The organism is Bacillus songklensis (genome assembly GCF_042649685.1).
GTDB lineage: Bacteria > Bacillota > Bacilli > Bacillales > Bacillaceae_H > Bacillus_BA > Bacillus_BA songklensis.
The window spans coordinates 813962-835061 of record NZ_JBHRZT010000072.1 but is presented as its reverse complement, the minus strand read 5'-3'; the positions used below and the strand labels follow the sequence as shown (position 1 = coordinate 835061).

General features: G+C 36.2%; 17 protein-coding genes and 4 pseudogenes. 18 read left to right on the top strand and 3 right to left on the bottom strand.

What is annotated here, in order from left to right; all coding sequences use genetic code 11:
* From ACFOU2_RS23240 to rpmG, 7 genes and pseudogenes are all read left to right on the top strand, one after another.
* Positions 1-398: pseudogene (locus tag ACFOU2_RS23240) on the top strand (hypothetical protein); the annotation flags it as partial.
* Complete coding sequence (locus tag ACFOU2_RS23235; RefSeq protein WP_377918656.1) at positions 392-2053, top strand: nucleoside recognition domain-containing protein; 1662 nt, start codon at positions 392-394, stop codon at positions 2051-2053. The pseudogene ACFOU2_RS23240 and the gene ACFOU2_RS23235, both read left to right, overlap by 7 nt.
* 678 nt (positions 2054-2731) lie before the next feature.
* Positions 2732-3691 carry a CobW family GTP-binding protein gene (locus ACFOU2_RS23230; RefSeq protein WP_377918655.1) on the top strand — a complete coding sequence of 320 codons (960 nt, stop codon included), beginning with the start codon at positions 2732-2734 and terminating at the stop codon, positions 3689-3691.
* Positions 3692-3780: 89 nt separating this feature from the next.
* On the top strand, positions 3781-4782 hold the full coding sequence (locus ACFOU2_RS23225; protein ID WP_377918653.1) for a permease: 1002 nt from the start codon (positions 3781-3783) through the stop codon (positions 4780-4782).
* Between the two features lie 13 nt (positions 4783-4795).
* On the top strand, positions 4796-5818 hold the full coding sequence (locus ACFOU2_RS23220) for a TIGR03943 family putative permease subunit (RefSeq protein WP_377918652.1): 1023 nt from the start codon (positions 4796-4798) through the stop codon (positions 5816-5818).
* A 415-nt stretch (positions 5819-6233) separates the two neighbouring features.
* The gene (locus ACFOU2_RS23215) at positions 6234-7415 is read left to right on the top strand and encodes a GTP-binding protein (protein WP_377918651.1); all 1182 of its coding nucleotides are present in this window, start codon (positions 6234-6236) and stop codon (positions 7413-7415) included.
* 21 nt (positions 7416-7436) lie between these two features.
* Positions 7437-7586 carry a 50S ribosomal protein L33 gene (gene rpmG, locus ACFOU2_RS23210; RefSeq protein ID WP_028397869.1) on the top strand — a complete coding sequence of 50 codons (150 nt, stop codon included), beginning with the start codon at positions 7437-7439 and terminating at the stop codon, positions 7584-7586.
* A 162-nt stretch (positions 7587-7748) separates the two neighbouring features.
* On the opposite strand, the pseudogene ACFOU2_RS23205 reads toward rpmG, so the two are convergent.
* Positions 7749-8243, bottom strand: a pseudogene (locus tag ACFOU2_RS23205) (transposase); the annotation flags it as partial.
* 486 nt (positions 8244-8729) lie between these two features.
* Between ACFOU2_RS23205 and ACFOU2_RS23200 the strand changes: the two are divergent.
* Positions 8730-9290 carry a sugar O-acetyltransferase gene (locus tag ACFOU2_RS23200; RefSeq protein ID WP_377918650.1) on the top strand — a complete coding sequence of 187 codons (561 nt, stop codon included), beginning with the start codon at positions 8730-8732 and terminating at the stop codon, positions 9288-9290.
* 41 nt (positions 9291-9331) lie between these two features.
* Here ACFOU2_RS23200 and ACFOU2_RS23195 read toward each other — a convergent pair whose 3' ends face one another.
* Positions 9332-10276: a DMT family transporter gene (locus ACFOU2_RS23195; RefSeq protein WP_377918649.1), complete on the bottom strand. Its 945-nt coding sequence runs from the start codon at positions 10274-10276 to the stop codon at positions 9332-9334.
* 125 nt (positions 10277-10401) lie between these two features.
* On the opposite strand from ACFOU2_RS23195, the gene ACFOU2_RS23190 reads away from it, so the two are divergent.
* Positions 10402-11280, top strand: coding sequence for an AraC family transcriptional regulator (locus tag ACFOU2_RS23190; protein WP_377918707.1), 879 nt, complete (start codon positions 10402-10404; stop codon positions 11278-11280).
* A gap of 638 nt (positions 11281-11918) precedes the next feature.
* Here ACFOU2_RS23190 and ACFOU2_RS23185 read toward each other — a convergent pair.
* Positions 11919-13334, bottom strand: a complete 1416-nt coding sequence (locus ACFOU2_RS23185) for a flavin monoamine oxidase family protein (protein WP_377918706.1) — start codon at positions 13332-13334, stop codon at positions 11919-11921.
* Positions 13335-13437: 103 nt separating this feature from the next.
* Between ACFOU2_RS23185 and ACFOU2_RS23180 the strand changes: the two are divergent.
* From ACFOU2_RS23180 to ACFOU2_RS23140, 9 genes and pseudogenes are all read left to right on the top strand, one after another.
* Positions 13438-13821: pseudogene (locus ACFOU2_RS23180) on the top strand (ATP-binding cassette domain-containing protein); the annotation flags it as partial.
* 397 nt (positions 13822-14218) lie between these two features.
* Positions 14219-14734: a GNAT family N-acetyltransferase gene (locus tag ACFOU2_RS23175; RefSeq protein ID WP_377918648.1), complete on the top strand. Its 516-nt coding sequence runs from the start codon at positions 14219-14221 to the stop codon at positions 14732-14734.
* 678 nt (positions 14735-15412) lie between these two features.
* The gene (locus ACFOU2_RS23170; RefSeq protein ID WP_377918647.1) at positions 15413-16627 is read left to right on the top strand and encodes a right-handed parallel beta-helix repeat-containing protein; all 1215 of its coding nucleotides are present in this window, start codon (positions 15413-15415) and stop codon (positions 16625-16627) included.
* Positions 16624-17139: a nitrous oxide reductase accessory protein NosL gene (locus ACFOU2_RS23165; protein ID WP_377918646.1), complete on the top strand. Its 516-nt coding sequence runs from the start codon at positions 16624-16626 to the stop codon at positions 17137-17139. The genes ACFOU2_RS23170 and ACFOU2_RS23165 overlap by 4 nt, the downstream gene beginning before the upstream one ends.
* 133 nt (positions 17140-17272) lie before the next feature.
* Positions 17273-18085, top strand: a complete 813-nt coding sequence (locus ACFOU2_RS23160) for an ABC transporter permease (RefSeq protein ID WP_377918645.1) — start codon at positions 17273-17275, stop codon at positions 18083-18085.
* Entirely contained in the window at positions 18082-18780 is a 699-nt protein-coding gene (locus ACFOU2_RS23155) for an ABC transporter ATP-binding protein (RefSeq protein WP_377918644.1), read from the top strand. Before ACFOU2_RS23160 ends, ACFOU2_RS23155 begins: the two co-directional genes overlap by 4 nt.
* A gap of 66 nt (positions 18781-18846) precedes the next feature.
* Positions 18847-19350: pseudogene (locus tag ACFOU2_RS23150) on the top strand (PepSY domain-containing protein); the annotation flags it as partial.
* A 973-nt stretch (positions 19351-20323) separates the two neighbouring features.
* Positions 20324-20869, top strand: a complete 546-nt coding sequence (locus ACFOU2_RS23145; protein ID WP_377918643.1) for a helix-turn-helix domain-containing protein — start codon at positions 20324-20326, stop codon at positions 20867-20869.
* On the top strand, positions 20755-21036 hold the full coding sequence (locus ACFOU2_RS23140; RefSeq protein WP_377918642.1) for a transposase: 282 nt from the start codon (positions 20755-20757) through the stop codon (positions 21034-21036). Before ACFOU2_RS23145 ends, ACFOU2_RS23140 begins: the two co-directional genes overlap by 115 nt.
* Positions 21037-21100 lie beyond the last annotated feature (64 nt).

The following is a 21100-nucleotide window of genomic DNA, read 5'->3' as shown; positions in this document are numbered from 1 at the left end:
GTAATGTAGCTCTGATTTGGTTTGTATTTTCCAGTACACATTTTAACCAAATTAACCTACGGTATTACGAGCAAGGGGCTAGTTTCGTTCATGATAACTTATCTGGAGCAAACCAAATCCAATCCTTGTTTGAGTGGGGAGAGGATGGTGTTCCTGCTTTAACAGAGCAGGACGAGTCAACCATTACATCGAATCTTTTCTTGCTTGGACCAAATGTTAGACATAAACAAGTTATCTTTTGCTTCATTTATAAGTTCCGTCAGCGCTTTGCTATTGTGGCAAAAGAGATTCTTGAACGGAATAACATTCCATATAAAGAAGAAGTGTTTGAAAAATACAGACGGAATCAAATGTTTTTGGATGATTTATCTTGTTGTGAGGTTAAGTGCGAATGTTAGTTCAGGCAGAAACCACTTCAAGAAGTCTCCTATTAGGGTTTGAATCATCAGGTAAATCAACTTTATTTTCACGATTAAGTGGAGAGGATGTCGGGGAAGAGACAAATGTCAAGGGTTCGACGTATAGTATACGTTTAAATCATGTGAATGGCCAAATTCTTGTAGACTCGCCTGGCTTAAATTTTTCAGAGTCAATCACTAATCAAATGACGTTAAACGAAGTGGAGAAATCGACGAATATCATTGTCGTTGTTAGAGGAACTCACTTACAAGAGGAACTTGCTAAGCTTTACCCCCTTATTCAAAATAAACAAAGACGAGTTATGATTGTAGCTACTCATGCAGATAAGATGACAAAGAAGAGTAAACAACTATTGAGTCAGGCTATCATTACTCATAAACTTCCACTATTTATAGTAGATACTAGAAATCTGTCAGCTGCTATTATTCAGCAAATAATGGAGCTGTTAAACGGGCAAAAAAACCTTTCATATGAGAAAATTCAATATCTATTGGAGGTAGATCTTGAAAAGGTTGAACCAAAAGAATTGATTTTTGATTATCCATTAGTTGGTCCGGTAGTGGCTATAATAAGTTTAATTAGTATGTTTCTATTGCCTGTTATTACAGCCTATTTCATTTCAGCTTACACGCAACCATTATTTGATAGGTGGTTTATCAAACCTTTAACTAGTTTATTTAGTCAACGTCATCCTTTCATAGAGGAGATATTTGTTGGCGACTTCGGTGTTTTATCTTTAGGGGTTTATTCATTTATTTGGGCATTCCCAGTCGTATTTTTGATTGGATGTAGTACAGCACTTGCTGATGAAACGGGCTTGAAAGATCGCATAATAGATGTGTTGGATCCATATTTACGAAAAATTGGGCTGAATGGAAGAGATCTTGTTCCTATCATTTCTGGATTTGGATGTAATGTAGTAGCTGTATTTCAAAGTCGCAGTTGCAGCTTATGTACGAGGAAACAGTGTGTATCATTCATTTCGTTTGGATCTGCGTGCAGCTACCAAATTGGAGCAACATTGTCTATCTTCAATTCAGCTAACAATACTTGGATGTTCTTTCCTTACATCCTTGTCCTGTTTTTAGGCGGAGTTCTTCATTCAAGAATCTGGCACAAGAATAACTCAGCTTCAAGTTCTGTTGTAAGTTTAAGAAGGAGCTTTCTCCAAAAACCTACTATTAAAGGATTCTCCTTCAAATTAAGAAGTAATCTAAAACAATTTTTTACACAGGCCATGCCAATTTTTATTCTTATATGTTTCATAGCTAGTATTCTGCATTTTATAGGAGCCATTGAGTATTTCTCTTATTTATTTTTACCATTGTTAGATCGTCTACAATTGCCTGCGGAAGCTGCATTAGGATTGGCATTTTCTATCATTCGTAAGGATGGTATTTTAGTCTTTAATGAAGGTAATGGAACACTATTTACACAATTATCCGATGCTCAGTTATTTATGTTGGTTTTTTTAGCATCTACGATGACATCTTGCCTTGTCACAATGCTAACAATTTGGAAGGAGTTTGGTCTGAAATCAGCTGCAAAGTTTGTTTATCAGCAATTCCTAACTTCAATTGTTTGTACCTTTGGTATTTTGGAAGTGACGTATACGATCAGTGAGTTTTTTTAATATAAATCCTCTCTTACTAACATATTTCCTTTTTGTCCAAAAGAGGGTTCTAGTGCCAGAAATCTATAATACTTGGAAATACTGATATTATAAATCTAAAAAAGAGAATGTGTATCAGTATGGTATATAGATTAACTGCCGTTATATAGAATATGCATCTCTTACTTTTGATAGAATAGCCTGAAAAAGGAGGGGAAACTCGAATACGAGAGAAGAGATTGATCAAAATGTTCCTAAAGAGTGGATTAAATTAGTAAAAAAAAGCAGTGAAATCCAATATAACGAAGGAAACATTCAAGAAATTACTGCAAGAAAAATCAAAAAACGACGAAGATAGATGGGTATTGAAAGATGCTTAGATTTAATAAAGTCTAAGCTTCTTTTTAATTGTTGAGAAGTATGTTAACTAGAAATAAATACTATATACATTTCTTTTTTATTACTTTCTGATTATGTTCCTATCTCCTAGATTTTTACTTCATAACCAGTTTTAAGACTTTCCTGTCCTTCTTTACATAAAAGACATGCATTGATACAATACAAAGGTGTTTTTATATGTTCAATATGTTACACGAATAGTTTGTCATTGTAATTATACATATGTAGTGGACTTGTACGATTTAAATCGTAATTGTTACGTTTAAAAAATCATAATGATAGCAAGGAGTGGTTAAAGGGATGAAAAAAATACCCGTATATGTAGTAAGTGGTTTTTTGGGAAGTGGGAAAACAACCGTTTTGTTGAAAATGATTGAACAATGCAAACGGGAAAACAAAAAAGTGGCTGTCATTTTGAATGAACTGGGGGCTGTAAATGTTGAAACACATTTATTTCATAATCAACAAGTGATTGAACTTTTAAACGGATGTATTTGTTGTACGATTCAAGATGATTTGCGCCAAACACTTGAGGGACTGATTGTCCAACATGAAAGAGAGCCAATTGATGTATTGCTAATTGAGGGAACAGGTGTAGCACATCCACTTGAAATTGTGGAAGTATTTGCTCATAGCACAATGGAAAAAGTGTTCCATGTTGAATCTGTCATTGGTGTAGTAGATGTGAGTCATTTTCTGGAATATTTAAGTGTTTTTTCAAGTTCAAAAGAGATTCGCACTCTATTAAAAGAGCAAGTGATGTATTCTTCCTTTATTTTATTGAATAAAGTAGATTGTGTTGATCATAAACTACTACAGAAGATTCATAAAAAAATAGATTCATTGAAAAACAGTGAAACACCAGTTGTTACGACCACATACGGTCACATTGATGATAAAGAGTTATGGAAAAGAAGAATGGACATCATCCATTTACATCAAACAGATCATCACTCTGATCACGACCATCACCATTCACACCATGGTACCATTCAAACGGTGAAGCTCGAACATGTACCAATAGTGGATAAGCAAGCGTTAACAAGTTGGTTATGCAACTTGCCGAATGAAGTTATTCGTGCAAAAGGCCTTATTCGCCTAACAGGAGAATTACACCTTACTCATGTGCAATATGCGGACAAGCGCGTGCGCTTTACAACAGTGGAGCAAAATCATGATGAGAAATCCATGTTTGTATTTATTGGAAAAGATTTAAACGGAGAAATGTTCCAGGCACTTCAGAAGGGGTTTATTTTGTAAGAGGGGTATCAAGTCTTTGTCATTCTGATGAAATCTTGGTTTACCAAAAAATATAAAGTATATTTTGTAGAGTGAAATGGGGGAGGAAAATGGGAGCAGTTTCGTTAAAATGGTTAAAAGATTTAATTGGTATGGCGTTACTATTCATGTTTGGTTATTGCTTTTTTGTATTAGATGTAAAGGATTTAAATCTCTCTCTTCCAAGCCAGTGGTTAAATGTGAATACTATTTTTTTAGGTATTGTTTTTGAAGCGATACCATTCATATTATTAGGGGTGTTTGTTTCCTCTTTTATTCAGATATTTGTTTCAGAGCGATGGATTCAAAAATGGATTCCGAAAAATCCAATCATTGCACTGATCCCTGCTGCGATGGTGAGTGCCATTTTCCCTGTTTGTGAGTGTGCCATTATCCCTGTTGTAAGGAGACTTATTAAAAAGGGAATGCCTCTTCATGTCGGTATTGTATTGTTAGTCGGTGCACCAATTTTAAATCCAATTGTATTCGCTTCAACTTATTATGCGTTTAGCTCAAATTCATTTATTGTATACGGAAGAATGGGACTAGCCTTTATATTATGTATGGTTATTGGTTTTATTGTATATGTTCTATTTCAGAATCGTGATCAGCTGCGTTGGACAAAAGACGAACTGATCGGCGCACAGCAAGAAACCACCCCTCAAGGCAATAAAGTAAAGCAGTTGCTGTTTCATGCAAGTGATGAGTTTTTTGATATGGGCAAATATTTAATTGTTGGTGCCTTTATCGCTAGTTTGTTTCAAACGTTTTTAGACCGTTCCCTTTTGCTTGATATTGGTCAACATCAAACATTAGGTCCACTTGCGATGATGGGCTTTGCGTATGTTTTGTCGCTTTGTTCAGAAGCCGATGCGTTTGTTGCCGCATCATTTCTAAAAACATTCACACCGAGTGCGCTGCTAGCTTTTTTAGTATATGGACCGATGCTTGATTTAAAAAACACGTTAATGCTGTTCGCTTCATTTAAAACAAAATTCACACTTATATTTATCATCGTTGTCACAATCTCTGTTTATATATCTGTTTTATTACTTCAAGTAATGATGGGGTGAGGAGAATGAACAAATGAACAAACAAATTGATTATTCGTTTCAAGCATATATCCGTGGCATTATTTTAATAGGTTTCTCCTTGCTTATGTTTAAGCTGTTACTAACCGGAGACATTCAACTGTTTATTGCTCCGAGAATGCTACCGTTTATTGAGTTTGCTGCATTTACGTTTTTTATGATGGGGATCTTGCAAATTTGGAGAAGTAGTTCAAAAAACGAACAAGATTTACTCTGTCAATGCGGCTTTAGCCATGGTGAAGAAACAAGTCCTATTCAGTCAAGCATCATCTATGCCTTATTCATTTTGCCAGTCATGACAGGGTTTGTGTTTGCGAACCATTCGTTAGACAGCTCTGTAGCTGCAAAACGTGGGATTAAATTTGGAGCGAATGTTACATCCCAGCCGACACCGGAAGAAAGACAAGAACTCATCAATAATGCTCAGTTAGATACATCGGAGGCAGAACAGTATTTGCAAGACCCCCAAAAGTATATGCAAGAGATGGAAGAGAAGGTTAAAAAAGAAGTGGCGCAAGAAAATCAGACAAATGGTACAAAGGATGTACCGTTATCACATCCTGATGGATATGTACCGCAGCAACGGCCAGAAGAATATTATGAGCGACTGGAACAAACATTGCTGGAAAAAGATCGCATTGAAGTAACAGAGGAACAATACATTCCGACTATGACCATCATTGATGAGAATGCTGTAAAGTTTGTTGGGAAGAAAATCGAACTAACTGGGTTTGTCTACCGTGAAGAAGGGTTTACAAAAGATCAGTTTGTTGTCGCACGTTTTGGATTATCATGCTGTGTAGCAGATGCTTCTGTATATGGCACATTGGCAACGATGGAAAATGCGAAAACATATAAAACAGATGAATGGATAAAAGTAGAAGGAACATTATTGAAAACAACATACAATGACTCACTGTTGCCTTATATTCATATTGAACATATTGAGAGAATAGAGCCACCGAAAAATCCCTATGTGTATGAGTTTTATGAGGGAGAACAGCTCATTGCACCATAAAAGTCCATCGTCTACAAACGATGGACTTTTATACTTTTGTATACCTTCATTATTTATTTGTAACATGTTCTATATGTCTACAGTTTCTCTTTCTTTCAAATTCCTACTTGTTATTTTTTAAAAAAAGTGATAAATTATCAATTGCACTCATATAAATCGAAAAGATTACGATTTAGACATGGAAGGAGAGCGTACATATGTATAAATGGATTATTGTCGGCGGTGGTATTACATCCAGTTAGCAGTTTATAAAGGGTTATTTCTTCATTGCTTATACATAGTTGGAGTCATTGTCCTTCTATAGAGACTGTCAAATTTCAATAATAAGTCACCAAAAATATTTTGCTATCAAGAAAAAAAGCTATACTATAATGAATAAATCGTAATATTTACGATTTGAGGGGAGATTTATTTTATGAAAAAAGTACCTGTAACAGTGTTAAGCGGTTATTTAGGTTCAGGAAAAACGACATTATTAAATCACATTTTAGAAAACAGAGAAGAAAAGAAAGTAGCCGTCATTGTCAATGATATGAGTGAAATTAACATTGATGCTTCCCTGGTAAAACAAGGGGGATTTGCACGTACAGAAGAAAAGCTTGTAGAAATGCAAAATGGCTGCATTTGTTGCACACTTAGGGAAGATTTAATCAAAGAGGTAGAAAAGCTTGCCTCATTAGGCGATATCGATTATATCGTAATCGAGTCAACGGGCATTAGTGAACCGGTACCTGTGGCTCAAACGTTTACATATGTCGATGAAAATCTAGGAATTGATTTATCCGCATTTTGCAGACTTGACACGATGGTGACGGTCGTAGATGCGAACCGTTTCTGGCATGATTTTGCTTCCGGAGAGAGTTTGCTTGACCGGAAAGAAGCGACGGATGAAACAGATACGAGAGAGGTTGTCGATCTACTAATTGATCAAATTGAATTTGCCAATGTCATCTTGCTAAATAAGATTGATTTAGTGGCAGAAGGGGATGTACTCGAATTAAAAACTGTCCTGCAAAAATTAAATCCAGAGGCCCGGATTATTGAAACCGACCATGCTCGTCTTCCACTTGACCACGTGCTGAATACACATTTATTTGACTTTGAAAAAGCGAGTCAAAGTGCTGGTTGGATAAAAGAATTAAATAATGAACATACACCGGAAACAGAGGAATACGGAATTTCCTCCTTCGTTTATCGTAGAAGGCTCCCTTTCCATCCGGAACGGTTGATGAATTGGTTGGAAGATTGGCCTGTCGATGTTGTCCGGGCGAAAGGATTCATATGGCTGGCCTCCCGCAATAATGTATCAGGCTTGCTGTCACAAGCCGGCCCATCCATTATGCTCCAAGGTACGGGTGAATGGATAGCAGCATATCCGGAAGAGGAGAGACAACAAACTCTTCAGGAAGAACCGGAATTACTTGAGAGATGGCATGAAGTATATGGTGACCGAATGACAGAACTCGTCATGATTGGGATTGACATGAATCAAGCTGAAATCGAGAAATCGCTGGATGCCTGTCTACTAACGGAGGAAGAAATGAAGAAAGACTGGTCTTCATTCAAAGACCCTCTTCCACCGTTTGTAGAAGCTTAATCAAAAGAGGAGGATATGATGATGAGAGTAAAAATTACATTAGCATGCACAGAAACGGGAGATAAAAATTATATTACGACGAAAAACAAGCGTACTCATCCTGATCGTTTAGAATTAAAAAAATATTGTCCACGATTAAAAAGACATACTTTACATCGAGAAACAAAATAGGAAAGTAAATAATATCACTAGTGTTGCGTGAATTTTATTTGAATTTTCAATTTTATTATTCTTTCGATGAAGAGCCAAAAAAATGAATACCCAAACAAAGGTGGCTTCATCCATTTGGTTTTTATTTACAATTAGACAAAAGGGACAACGACGATTTGCTCATTAAGGGACGGTTTCTCCTTCAATTTTTCGAAGCCAGATATGCGCTGGCTTCCACAAGGCGGCCCTTAAATAACGGCTAATTTGTAAGGTTTTTCGCTTACTTTTCGTTTCGAGCTGCACGAGAACATGCAGACAAAAGACAATCAGTGCGATGAACACTTGGTTGTGAATCGCCCATTCGCTTTGTCCGTAAAATTTTTTGATGCGGAGATGCTGTTTAATCCATTTGAAAAACAATTCAATTGCCCAGCGCGATTTGTACATCTCAGACAGTTCTTCGGCACTCAAATCAAAGCGATTCGTGATTAAATGGAGCTCATTTTCTTTTGAATCCATGACTTTTAGTAGACGGAAATAATTTTCTGCTCGATTTTGCGTCGTGCCAATCAACACCATTTGATCTGATAAAACGGTCGTATCGTCTGGCAGTTTGAAGTCGTAAACTTCCCGTATGACGGCGTTTTTCCGCAGCCTTGAAAGAAAAAAGTAGCCATTAATTGAAGATTGATGGGTGAAAACCATTGTCCAAATGAAGTTTTTGGTGTAATCTTGTCCATGACATTGGTCCTTTTTAGTGGATTTGGACGGGTGACCACCTGACTTTATCCATTATAAAGGACTTTTTCTTTGCGCAAAACGAGATTATTGAATATTTTGAGTGTTTTTAAAACTGAAATTATTTTAATGCAACACTAGTGGTTAAAAATAAATTTTTACAAAATTCAGCTATTAGCAATTGGACTTTTTTCAGTGACTCCATCATCTTTTTGACTTCCTTGCTGAACGACGGGGGCTTGAGTGAAGGAGGGTTTTCCGGCGGGGTAGTAACCTAATGGATCGTTGCGGCGGTCTTTTTTTTATTATTTAAGTAACGTTCAGTTTACTTGAACAAGAAAGTTTTTGTTGGAGTGACTTGTATATACAGATGGATTATAATGGTATTTATAATTAAAAGGAACTGAAAATAAGGAGATTAAAATAATGAGGTCTGAAAAAGAAAAAATGTTAAATGGTGACCTTTATAATGCAGCCGACCCAGAATTACTAAAAGAAAGAATGAACGCTCGAAGGCTAACAAGATTATTTAATGAGTCACTCGAAACTGATGATAACAAGAGAACTGAATTATTAAAGGAACTGTTTGGTTCTACCGGAGAAATTTTATACATTGAACCGACATTTCGTTGTGACTATGGCTACAACATACACGTTGGCGAAAATTTCTATGCTAATTTTGATTGTGTCTTTCTAGATGTTTGTGAGATTCGAATAGGCGATAACTGCTTTATTGCACCAGGAGTTCACATTTATACGGCTACTCATCCACTAAATGCAAGTGAAAGAATATCGGGTGTAGAATACGGAATACCAGTTAATATCGGTGATAATGTCTGGATTGGTGGGAGAGCCGTTATTAACCCTGGGGTTAAAATAGGTAATAATGTCGTAATCGCTTCAGGTGCAGTCGTAACAAAAGATGTACCAGATAATGTGGTAGTGGGTGGAAATCCTGCGAAATTAATTAAACGAATCGAAGAATAGATTAATGCTTAATTAGTGCAATAAAGCCCCTCTCAGCGAAACTAGCTAATTCTGAGGGGCTTTTCATTTTTAGAAAGATGATTAGTCGTTGAAGAAGAATCTTTATTTAAAGCCAATAATAAAATCATTACAATGATACAAGTTGTACCAATCCATTGGAAAATTCCAAAGGATTCTTTTAACCAAAAGACCGTTGTCAGAACAGCCGCTAGTGGCTCTATGCTTCCTAGAAGGCTTGATTCTTTAGGTGACAGACTTTGTAAACTTTCTATATAGAACCAAAATGCAATCATCGTACCAAAAATGATAACGAAGATTAAATATAAATAAGCTTCTAGTGTTAAGCTTTTAAAGTCCATTTCCCAAGGTGGATGGATAAAACTTAATGCAAAACCACCGATAATCATAGCCCAGCCAACAATGACAAGTGAATCGTATTGCTTCAGTAAAGGAACAGCATATAAAGTATAAAATGCCACCGCAAGACCGGAGAATATCCCCCAAACGATTGCAAGCAACGGCACAGATAGTTGAGAGAAAGATCCGTTGGTTAATAAGAAAAAGCAACCAATTAAAGCAAGCGCAACAGTTAACAAATCTTTTCTCGTTAGAACAGATTGCCTGCTTAAAATTAAGTAAACGATAATCATTATAGGTGCTAAATATTGTAATAGCGTTGCTACAGCAGCATTTCCATTTTTAATGGATGCCATGTAGGTGTATTGAACCCCAAGCATACCGATTAATCCAAAGATAATTAGTTGAAGAGCTGCCCTTCTATTTTTCCAGACCCCAAGTATCTGTGAACGGTCTTTTCCAAAAAATTGAACTGATAAGAGTAATAAACCAGCTATGAGTAAACGGGTTGTTACAAGCCAATTTATATCGATTGCGTATTGTTGAAAAAGCTTTTTTGCAACAGTGCCACCAATACCCCAAAACATCGCTCCTGTAATAACGAGAAATAATCCTTTTCTTCTTTTCATGATTGATTTCCACCTTTAAATATAAAAATAGTATTATAATATTTGTAATAATAAGTGGAATTCCCTTAAAATAATACCTAAATCAAATGAAAAAAGTATCAAAATATTGAGGTGGCAATATGCAAATAAAAGATTTTATCATTGACCGAAATCTAAAAGAATTAACAGAACATCGCACAGTTGCGTTACCGATGGCGTGTTACGAAACAACGATTAACCAAAATATAAATGGATATATACCACTTCACTGGCATGATGAAATTCAATTTGTTTTGATTGTCAAAGGAGAAACAATCTTTCAAATAAATGAAGAAAAACTTACCGTTCGAGAGGGAGAGGGTCTATTTATAAATAGTGGCTGCCTTCACATGGTGGAAGATAAGAACGACTCTGGCTGTGAATATATTTGTTTAAATGTTTCCCCACAGTTTGTTTTATCACAAGAACTCTACACATCCTATGTAAATCCCTTTATTCAAGCGACTAATTTACCTTACTTACACTTGGATACAAAAGAGCTTTGGACGAAAAATATTTTAGATGCTATTGTAAAAATTAATCAATTGATGCAACAAAAGCCACCATACTATGAAATTGACATCACCATTCAGTTAACGTTAATTTGGAAAAACTTAATTATAAATGGTTTTCAATTAGAGTACGAACAGATGGAAATGTTAAAGAATCATCGAATGAAGCAAATGTTAAATTGGATACACACACATTATGCTGAGAAAATCCTTTTAGACGATATAGCCAGTGCCGGTCAATTGAGCCGTTCCGAATGTTGTAGATATTTCAAACGAATTTTAAAGAAAACACCATTAAATTACGTAACCGATTATCGAATTCAAAAGAGCTTGATTTTACTACAACAATCAGAATCCAGTGTCACAGATGTTGCCTATCAAGTAGGTTTTAATAGTACAAGCTATTTCATTAATCAGTTTCGAAAGTCGATGAACATGACACCATTAACATACAAAAAATATAAAAATAGCTGATTCATTAGTGAGTTTGTGAAGAAATGTACTTAAAGTAACGGGCGCGATTGTGGAACAACATAGGTAGAAAATGATTAAACTTTTTTATAAAAACCAAACTTAAATCTGCTTGAGAAGAATCCATTTTGATCAATATTTTTTCAAAACATGCTCTTTCTATTTGCTCTTATATCAAGGTTATTAGCGTTAATTTGCTCAAACTGCAGTCTTTTTTATTTTACAATAGAAGTAATACATAACTTGAGGTGACAGGAATGCTTTCGAAACACAATCCCATTCTCAGGTTCAACTAATGAAATTTGCAACTCCTTTAAAAAACTTAATGAAAAGTAGAGGATGGTTAAAAACTCCACCAAGTTATTTTCCACCAGGTGCACCAGAGAAGAAATAATTTTAGGCGCAAAATGTCAATCTAATTGTCTACAATTAAAAAAGAATGTCTATGAAAGACTCTAATTAACGGTGATGACATGAGTTGAACAAAGAAAAAACGGAAAATTCATATATAACGTAACAAAATGGCGATTATGTTGCTATATAGAAGACCGGACTTGAATTAGTCAGGCTTTTTCACTTCTCATCATGTTTATTATGTAATTTATATTATAAACAATCCTGATTTATCTATTTTTCCTGTTTTATCTTGGCAAGTCATTAACTTCATATGCAACCCGTATTCCAGATTCAACCGCTCCTTGTATCCAACCGTGGGTAAGTGTAGTATGTTCCCCGGCAAAGTGTACTCTTCCTTCCGGCATAGCAATATAAGGGTACAGCTCTGTTTCTTGTCCTGGTTCCAAAGCTGCGAAACCTCCGCAAGAATAAGGATTCTGGCTCCAGCTAAAGGAAGTTCCTGATATGAATTCAGAATAGACTTGGTGTCCGTAAATTTCTTCCAAGTTCTTCAAGGCATATTGAATGCGATCTTCGGCAGATAGACTGTCCCAAGTTAAAGCTTCATCCGCCCATGTATAACTTGCCAAAATTACAGCAGGTCCTTTTGTACCAATCCCATAACTTGGGTAATACGTAAATCGAATCGGCAGATCAGTTATAGATTTACCACCGTATTGACCTTCCTTTTCCCAGAACCTGCTTTTAAACTCGATTGCAATTTTTGTCGCGGCTATATAGTTGAGTTCACGAATTGCTTTTCGCTTAGTATAGGAAAACGAATTGTATGGTTCGACTTTCACAAATCGTAAAGCTGAAAAGGGTATGGTTACTATAGCAAGATCACCTGTTATCGTGAAATGCTCTGACGTTTGTTGATGAGTAAAATGGATGGTTACACTGTTTTCGTGCTGAACAATTTTCATCATTTTTTGATGGAACAGAATATCTTCTTTTAATTGTGGTAGAAATCCTTGCGGTAATAGATCCATACCACCCGTTATCTCGTAGAAATGAGTTGGTAATATGAATAGTATTGCTTCTCGTAATACTTCAACAAAGGACATCCCCATATATGCTTCCATGTCAAGGAGTACACCCATCATGTCGATTGCACCGTCTGAAAAGTAAGATTTTAAGATAAAACCTAACGAATGTTTTCTAAATTTTTTTTCGACAAGAGGCCAATTTCTCGCTGGATTTTGGTTAATAAAATTGATAATAGGTTGTATTACTGAAAGCACCAGCTCCTCAGCTGTTTTCCCTCTTTCATTCGGAGCAACTGGATAGTTTAAAATACTTGGATTACGTTCAAACATGTCGAGACGTGTTTTGATACCGTTCGCATAAATTATATCCATTGGAGTTCGGTTAATAAATAGGTTTGTAGGCAACGCGAACTTTTTAATATACTCTAAGGTCAAATAATGGATATCGGGAATACGCATCGGCCCTGCATTGAAGTATAATCCATTACTAAAAGGAGAACGCAAGGTGTAAATACGTCCTCCTATCCTGTCATTAGCTTCCAAGATTGTGACATTATGCCTGGCGTCTTTTAATAAAGAAGCAGCGACCAATCCAGCCATTCCTGCGCCAACAATAATAATGTTTTTTGGAGTTTCCGATTTTTTAAGCCCCTTTCGGATCATATAAATCATTTGTTCAGTTGTTAATTGATCACTCATGTTCCTAGACATCTATCTCTTCGCTCCTCTACAAAGAAATTTATTACATTGTATTCACTTGCAGAAATGCCTATGTGCGGAATATTTGCTTGATATGGTCGATATTCCGTCAAAGTATCTTTATTCCTATCCGCACGAGTTAAGTGGGGGACAGAAGCAACGAGTGGTGATCGCTCGGGCTATCAGTATAGAGCCTTCTCTAATTATTCTAGATGAGCCAACGGCCAGTCTAGATGTATCTATACAAGCTAAAGTTTTAAACTTATTGAAGGATTTACAAGAAAAGTTAGGGCTTTCTTATTTGTTTATTTCCCATGATCTTGCGGCTGTAAATTTTATGAGCCATCGTATTATGGTGATGCATCACGGTCGTATTGTAGATGAATGTAAGAAACAAGAGCTATTCTCAGAGAACAGACATCCTTATACAAAAGAATTGCTTCATGTTTTTGAATCGTGAGGAGGAAGTGCGTTGAATCATCGATTTATGCATTAGCTGTTTTTCTGGTCGTTTTATATGTATCCGTTCCTTCTCTTCAAAACCATGGATTATGGCTAGCCTTTATTTTATTTAGCTTAGGTCGTTCATTTAACTTAGCCATATATATTCCTAAGTTAAATCGTAAGCTCTTTTCTGTAAAAGGAGATCGTTATAGGCATAATAGTAGGATTAGCTAGATACAAACACAGAGTAATAAATTGATATAAAGAGGCATATATAAATATATCTGAGCGTGTCCTTATAATACTTGGATCGTTCTTTAATACTCCATAACCTTTTTATTTCATATAGTCAATAAAAAGGTTATGGAGTATTATTATGTTTTAACCAATTTAAAGGGATGAATATGAGAGATATGAAAATAATACAGTCATATACGATTAAAGAGGTTCAAAAATGTGAATACGATCAAATTATAGAATTTGTGATGAAGATACGAAAAGAAATCTTCCCCATGTTATGTCAAGAGCAACTCCCGTCCGACCTTCTTCATTTTGAACAGTACTATGTACAACCCGAAAATTCTGCGTTTTTTGCTGCTTTTTCTGAGGATGGGACAGTGTTAGGGACCATTGGTGTTTGCCCGTACGACGGACGATTTGACCAGTTGCAGGGATGCTATGATTTACCCAAAACCGCGGAAATTGTAAGATGCTACATGGATCCGAACTATCGACGTTTGGGGATTGGGACTGCATTATTTAAAAAGGTGACAAGCTTCAGTCGTGAAGCGGGTTATCAAACGCTCTATTTACACACACATCCGTTTCTACCTGGAGCCATTCCGTTTTGGAAAGCTCAAGGTTTTGTGGATAGATTAGCAGAAGCTGATCCGGTATGGAAAACATTGCATATGGATAAGAAATTATAAGATCAAATATGGTTTTTATTATACAGAGTGTTTCTAGTGCACAAACATTACTTTAGTAACACAGAGATATCCATTTTGATTGCTGATATCAATTGTTATGTTAACTAACGCTATTTGAAGTATTTAATTTAAAATAGCATGAGTACGATAGCTTTGCTTTATCACAAGTCGTCACAAGTTTATCTCATCCTTGAAGTGTAAAGACTTTAATAGGACAGCTTTGCAACACGTTATAAATTGTTTGATAGGTAACTTGGATAGTCATAAAAGGTTAGGGTTAAGGGAATTTATTTTTATGTAGTGATAGCAATCTTTTCGATTCTGGTATAAAAAGGATGAGACAGCCAAACTACTAGGAAAACCAATTGTTCTACCAGTAATTTTTATACGGAATAAGAAATTTCATATTAAATTCTCAACGTATCAAAAGCTGAGATGTTCGGTATTAACCTGATATTGATATTCGTATTTTGAAACAATTCAAGGTTTATACGAGAACTAAAAGAAGCGATAATCAAAAAATAACCATAAATAGTCATTGTTTTTTCATAAAAACAACACATTTTTTTTATACATTATAGCAGACAAAAAATTTATATAAAAAGGTAGTGCCATATGAGGATGCTTCGACTATTATTTGTTTTTTTATTGGCCTTGTTTGGATGTATCTCTCCCGCCATGGCAGAAAGCGAGCTGCAAACGAAAATCGATGCTTTACCTGAAGGCGGTACTCTAAAGCTGATTGATTCTATTTATGACGGAGAAATTGTAATCAATAAGCCAATAACGATAGAAGGAGGTAAAAATACTGTTATTCGCTCTTGTAGTGATCAGCCTGTTGTTACTTTGAAAGATGATGGTGTTGTGTTGAAAAACTTAAAAATTGAACAGTGTAGCAAGACTTCAGACACAACAGCTATTTATGTAACAGGTAAAAATCATCATTTAGAAAATATGCAAATTCAATCAAACCATTATGGAATCAAGCTTAATCGGGCTAGTGGAATCGTTATTGAAAAGGGTTCCATTACAACAGCAGGTGCTGGAAACGGTATTGACTTGTGGGAATCTGACCATAATCTCATCCAAAATGTGCATTTTGAGAATGTAAGAGATGGTGTTTATTTGGAAGGCAGCAATGGAAATCAATTGCGAAATAACAAAATGGAGAAAGCTCGTTATGGTATTCATCTCATGTTCTGTAAAGATGTACTCGTACAAGGGAATCAATCGACTCATAACTTCACAGGGATCATGTCTATGCAGACAGATGGGGTAAAAATTATAGAAAATGAATTTAATGTTAACAATGATAATGTGAATTCACAAGGCGTCTTGCTATATGATGCCTATCGGACAACCATATTACGAAACGAGATTTCACAAAATCGTGTTGGTCTTTATATGGAAAGCTCTCGTGAAAATATGATTACACATAATATCATTAGTGGGAATTTTACAGGTATTCAGTTTAAAAATGCTAATCAAAATACGATTCAGCAAAATACATTTATCGCGAATGTAAACGAATCACAGGCAGTGAAAAGTACAGATAATCAAATTAAGAACAATTATTGGGATGCGGCACTAAAGTTAGATGCGAATAGAAATGGAATCAGTATTTTACCTTATAGAGCTGATCCGTTATTTTTAATCCTTACAAAAGATGTACCAGAATATCAGCTTTTTTTTGATTCACCAGGAATGATTGTTCTACAAAAATTAATAAAAAGCCCTGAGAATGAAATAATGAAAGATCCGCAACCACTTACGGATATGCCATTACGTGCAGCCAAACCATCGCTGATCTCCATTTTACTCACGGTATTGATTAGTACTAGTATGATCATGATTGGAATAAAACTATTTAGATTAGGGAGGAACTCAAGATGAAATGGAAAAGTCTATTATGTTCACTATTATTTATTGTTGTGTTTGCACTGGCAGGATGTAATCAAAAAGATGTGCAGCCAGTGGCTATTGATGAAAAAACAGATAAATGCGCTATATGCAACATGTCTGTGATGGATAACCAGTTTGCGACCGAAGTCGTTTTGGAAAATGGCAAAGCGCTAAAGTTTGATGACATTGGTTGTATGTATAATTGGATGGCTGAAAATAAGGATGAAAAGCTACTAGCGAAATTTGTTCGTGATTATGATACAAAGGAATGGGTCGAGCTTGAAAAAGCTACCTTTGTGCATGACAAATCCATTAAAACTCCGATGGCCTACAACGTTGTTTCATTCAGTGACAAAAAAGAGGCTGAACAATACATTTCCGAGCATCAAGGGGAACTTTTAACATACGATCAATTGCAACAACATAAATGGGAAATGAACCATGACATGGACATGCATATGGAAGGTGAACATAGCGATACGATGGAGCATGATCATGAGTAGTCATTAAGTCTGCTTAACATTTATCTTAAACCATATGGACGGTCGCTTAAATCTAAGCATTGTAAAGGATTAAAGCGTACCGTCTATTCGATTTTGATTAAATTGTAAACCGTATACGGAGAAGAGGGATGAAATGAGGAATACACTGCATGCAGAATGGAGAACGACGTTAAGACAGCCGTCTTCCTATACGTTTGTTGTGCTATGGTCGATTGTACTTTCTATTTTGTTTATGCTTGGACGGAGCATGCCTGATTTTAATGGGTATACGAATATGACCGGAACCATTGCCAATCTACTTTTGTATCTTGTGCCATTATTCATGTTAATTATTGGATCATTTTCTATTGCAAGTGAAATGGAAAATGGCCAATGGCAACTGCTAAGTACATATCCCATTTCAACTTTTAAGTATGTACTAGGGAAATATGTAGGGCAACTTATTGCACAATGCGCCATTTTTACATTAAGTTTTGGAATTGGAATGGGTATTACTCTTATAAGCCAAAGTGCATTATCTGTAAAATGGCTGCTTCTTGTCTATGTCTTTTCAATCCTATTAATCGTTTTTTTTCTGGTGATTGGCATGTTAATAGGAGTCTTTGTATCCAATAGGTGGCAAGCACTAATGTTTTCGATTGGTGTTTGGTTTTTTCTCATTATGATGTGGGCAAGCGTTCTTATAGGATTATTAGGATTTTTTCCATACCCAATGATTGGTCGACTATTAAAACTGTCATTATTGATCAACCCGGCTGAGCTTCTCAGGGTCATGTTTGTTGTTCAGTTAGGAGGAGGGGCCGTGTTTGGACAACCGTTTGATGCTCTTGTCAACTTTTTGAAAATAAAAATTTCATGGGGTGTTATAGGTGTATATACGTTGGTCTATCTTGCTTTTTCATTAACCCTAGCATCCTGGAATTTAGAACGGAGGAAATTCCAGTGACATTCATAAAAGTAGATTCTGTTTCTAAGAAGTTTGGAAAGAAGATGGCCCTTTCGTCAACATCTTTTCAATTGCAAAAGGGAGAATGCGTTGTTTTATGCGGGGGAAACGGAGCAGGAAAAAGCACCCTTCTGCATATTTTAGCCGCCATTTCAAAGCCAACAACAGGGACAGTGTGGTTAAATAATGTTCATTTACAAAAAAATCGTCAGGAATATGTATCCCAAATTGGCTATATGCCAGATGATTTTTTTGCTCAACAGATGATGACGGTTCAAGAATTTCTCTCGTTTTATGCAGCACACCGCCAAGTAGCAGAAAAACAAATTGATGAAATTCTGCAACGTATTGGATTATTAGAGAAGAAACGTGAACTTGTCAAAAATTTATCAAAGGGAATGCGTCAACGACTAGTATTTGGACAAGCATTGCTAGGCTCCCCCCTCCTATTGTTGCTAGATGAGCCTACGAATGGCCTGGATCCATTTTGGGTGAACGAATTTGTGGCGATTTTACAAGAAGTGAAAAAATCTGGAACAACTATTGTTTTCTCTACCCATATGATGGACGTGGCTGCAGAGGTGGGAGATACGATTTTATTTATGAAGGAAGGAAAAATCGTTAAAACGATTCGTAACGAACTTGATAAGGAAAAAACAACGATAGAATTATTACATTTACATCGAAGCGTATGAGGCTGCCGGGTACCCGGCAGCCTTGTTTTTGTGATGAATTATCGTGTAAGAACTGTAAAGTTCCACTTAACAGGGTTATATATTTGGTGGCCAAGAAATAAGGCCTTTATATGGGAAACCATTTTACCAAGGTATAACAGGAACGGGAGAACTTTTTGGCGTGATATGCATGCTGTACCAGCTTTCTGGTTATCTCTATTTATTTTAATTTTAATTGCAACAGGTCTTCCATGGTCAGGTGTTATGGGGGAGCAAATTAACCGACTGGCGACTTCAACCAATACTGGCTATCCAGCATTTGCTTTTAGTTGGGGAGAAAAACCAGAATCAACCATAAAAACGAAGGATGTAGCAGAAGATGTTCCTTGGGCTACAGAAAATTTACCGGTTCCGGCGTCTACAACGAATGGTTATGTGCCTATTTCACTTGAAGATGTCACGTATATTGCTAAAAATGAACACATAAAAAAACCGTATACAATATCCATGCCCCAAGATGAGAAAGGTGTTTATACGATTGCTACCTCCCATACAAAACCAGGGGATAATGCAACATTGCATGTAGACCAATTACTATGTTCAAACCCACGTAACAGCTCGTGGTTTACATGTGATGCCTAAGAAACAATTCATTGTAGGAAATGTTTCCGAAGAGGAACTAAATACCCTTAAAGAAGAACCACAAAATCAAGAACAAGGCCATCATCATTAAGCTTATTGAAAGGTCCGGTCTTTATTAATAACCGGATTATTATAAGGAGAGCGTTCCATGCTATAAATTTACGTCTGGTAATATTTCTCCTCCGTAAAGAATAATCCCTTGTATAAGAAGAAAAATAGAATTTACGGACTTAGATTCATCTATTTTCAAAGAGATATTCATATAAATGTAGAAGCTCCTGTACACTAGGAAAATTCTATGTATGAGGGCATGGTGTACTATTCATGTATGCTATTGAGGATTAGGTGAACCATAATGATTTTGATTGTAGCTTTTAACACGGTTTCTATCTCAGAAGTACCATTATAAGGTATAAGTGATGCCGTTTTTTAACATTAAGTCCATACTCTTTATATCTAATAATTTATGATTCTTTTCATCGTAGCAAGGAGCAATCCATTATCAATAATGACTTTATAAATAAGATCTAACTTTACAATGATGTTCTCCACCAAACTGGCTGTATGAACAAAAAATTAAAGCGAGGTAGAAATATGAAAAGTGTTACCATAATGACTGTCGATGATGAAAAGGAAATGCGAGATCTTATTAGAATATTTCTTCAAAAAGAAGGATATACCGTTTTAGAGGCAGTTTTGAGAAGAACGAAACAAACTGCTTATTCAAATAACAGAATAGTGATAGATCCATTGGTCTTTAATATGGACTCACATAAGACTATATTAGATGGACACTTCCCATCAACTAATCTATTGTACCTTACAGAGCTATATAAATCCGGCTTAATTTCTCGACACGTTTAAAAGTCTATCTTTCTTGTCTATACTGCTCCTAAAAGAATGAATGAAGGAGCGAATGAAGATGAGAAAAGGACTCACGATTACGAATAACCATGGCTGGACGATTGAACAACTTCAAAGGCATGAAAAAACGATCAAAAAGGCCTCCATGGCAAAGCGAGTGGCGGTGATTCGGCTTATTATGCAAGGGTATTATGCCGTTCAAGTGGCCGAACTTCTAAACGTACATCGCGAAACGATTTCTGGCTATGTCCAGAAATTTAATCAGGGTGGGATGAACGCCTTATTACATCGTGATTATTCACCCGGCAAGCCGCCTTTTCTGTCATCAAAGGAAGAACGGGAACTGCGACGGATGCTGGAACACAGTACACCGGCTGAAGAGGGATACGGCTTCGAATCACGCTGGGACACCCGCATTTTAAAGCACGTCATCGAAGATAAGTTCGCGATTACGATGTCTCGTAGTGGCATCGGCGATATGTTGAAACGATGGGGGTTCAGCTATACGCGACCAACATACACTCTCAAGCGTGCCAATTGTCAGAAACAAGAAGTGTTTCAACGGGAATTGGATATGGTGAAAAAAACGTCTCAGATGAGCTAGTTCTGTTATATGAAGATGAAAGTCATATTCGCGATTACCAGACGCTGCGTGCCACATGGAGTGTCAAAGGGAAACAAACACAAATTCCCACCCATGGTCATCATGCGACGGTGAGTTTATTCGGTTGCGTAAACATTCGAAACGGCGAATTTCTTTGTGATGTATAGAAAATATAAAGTAATTCTCTTGTGAAATTAATTAATTAATCCAAAATTTAGAAACACAAAGCCC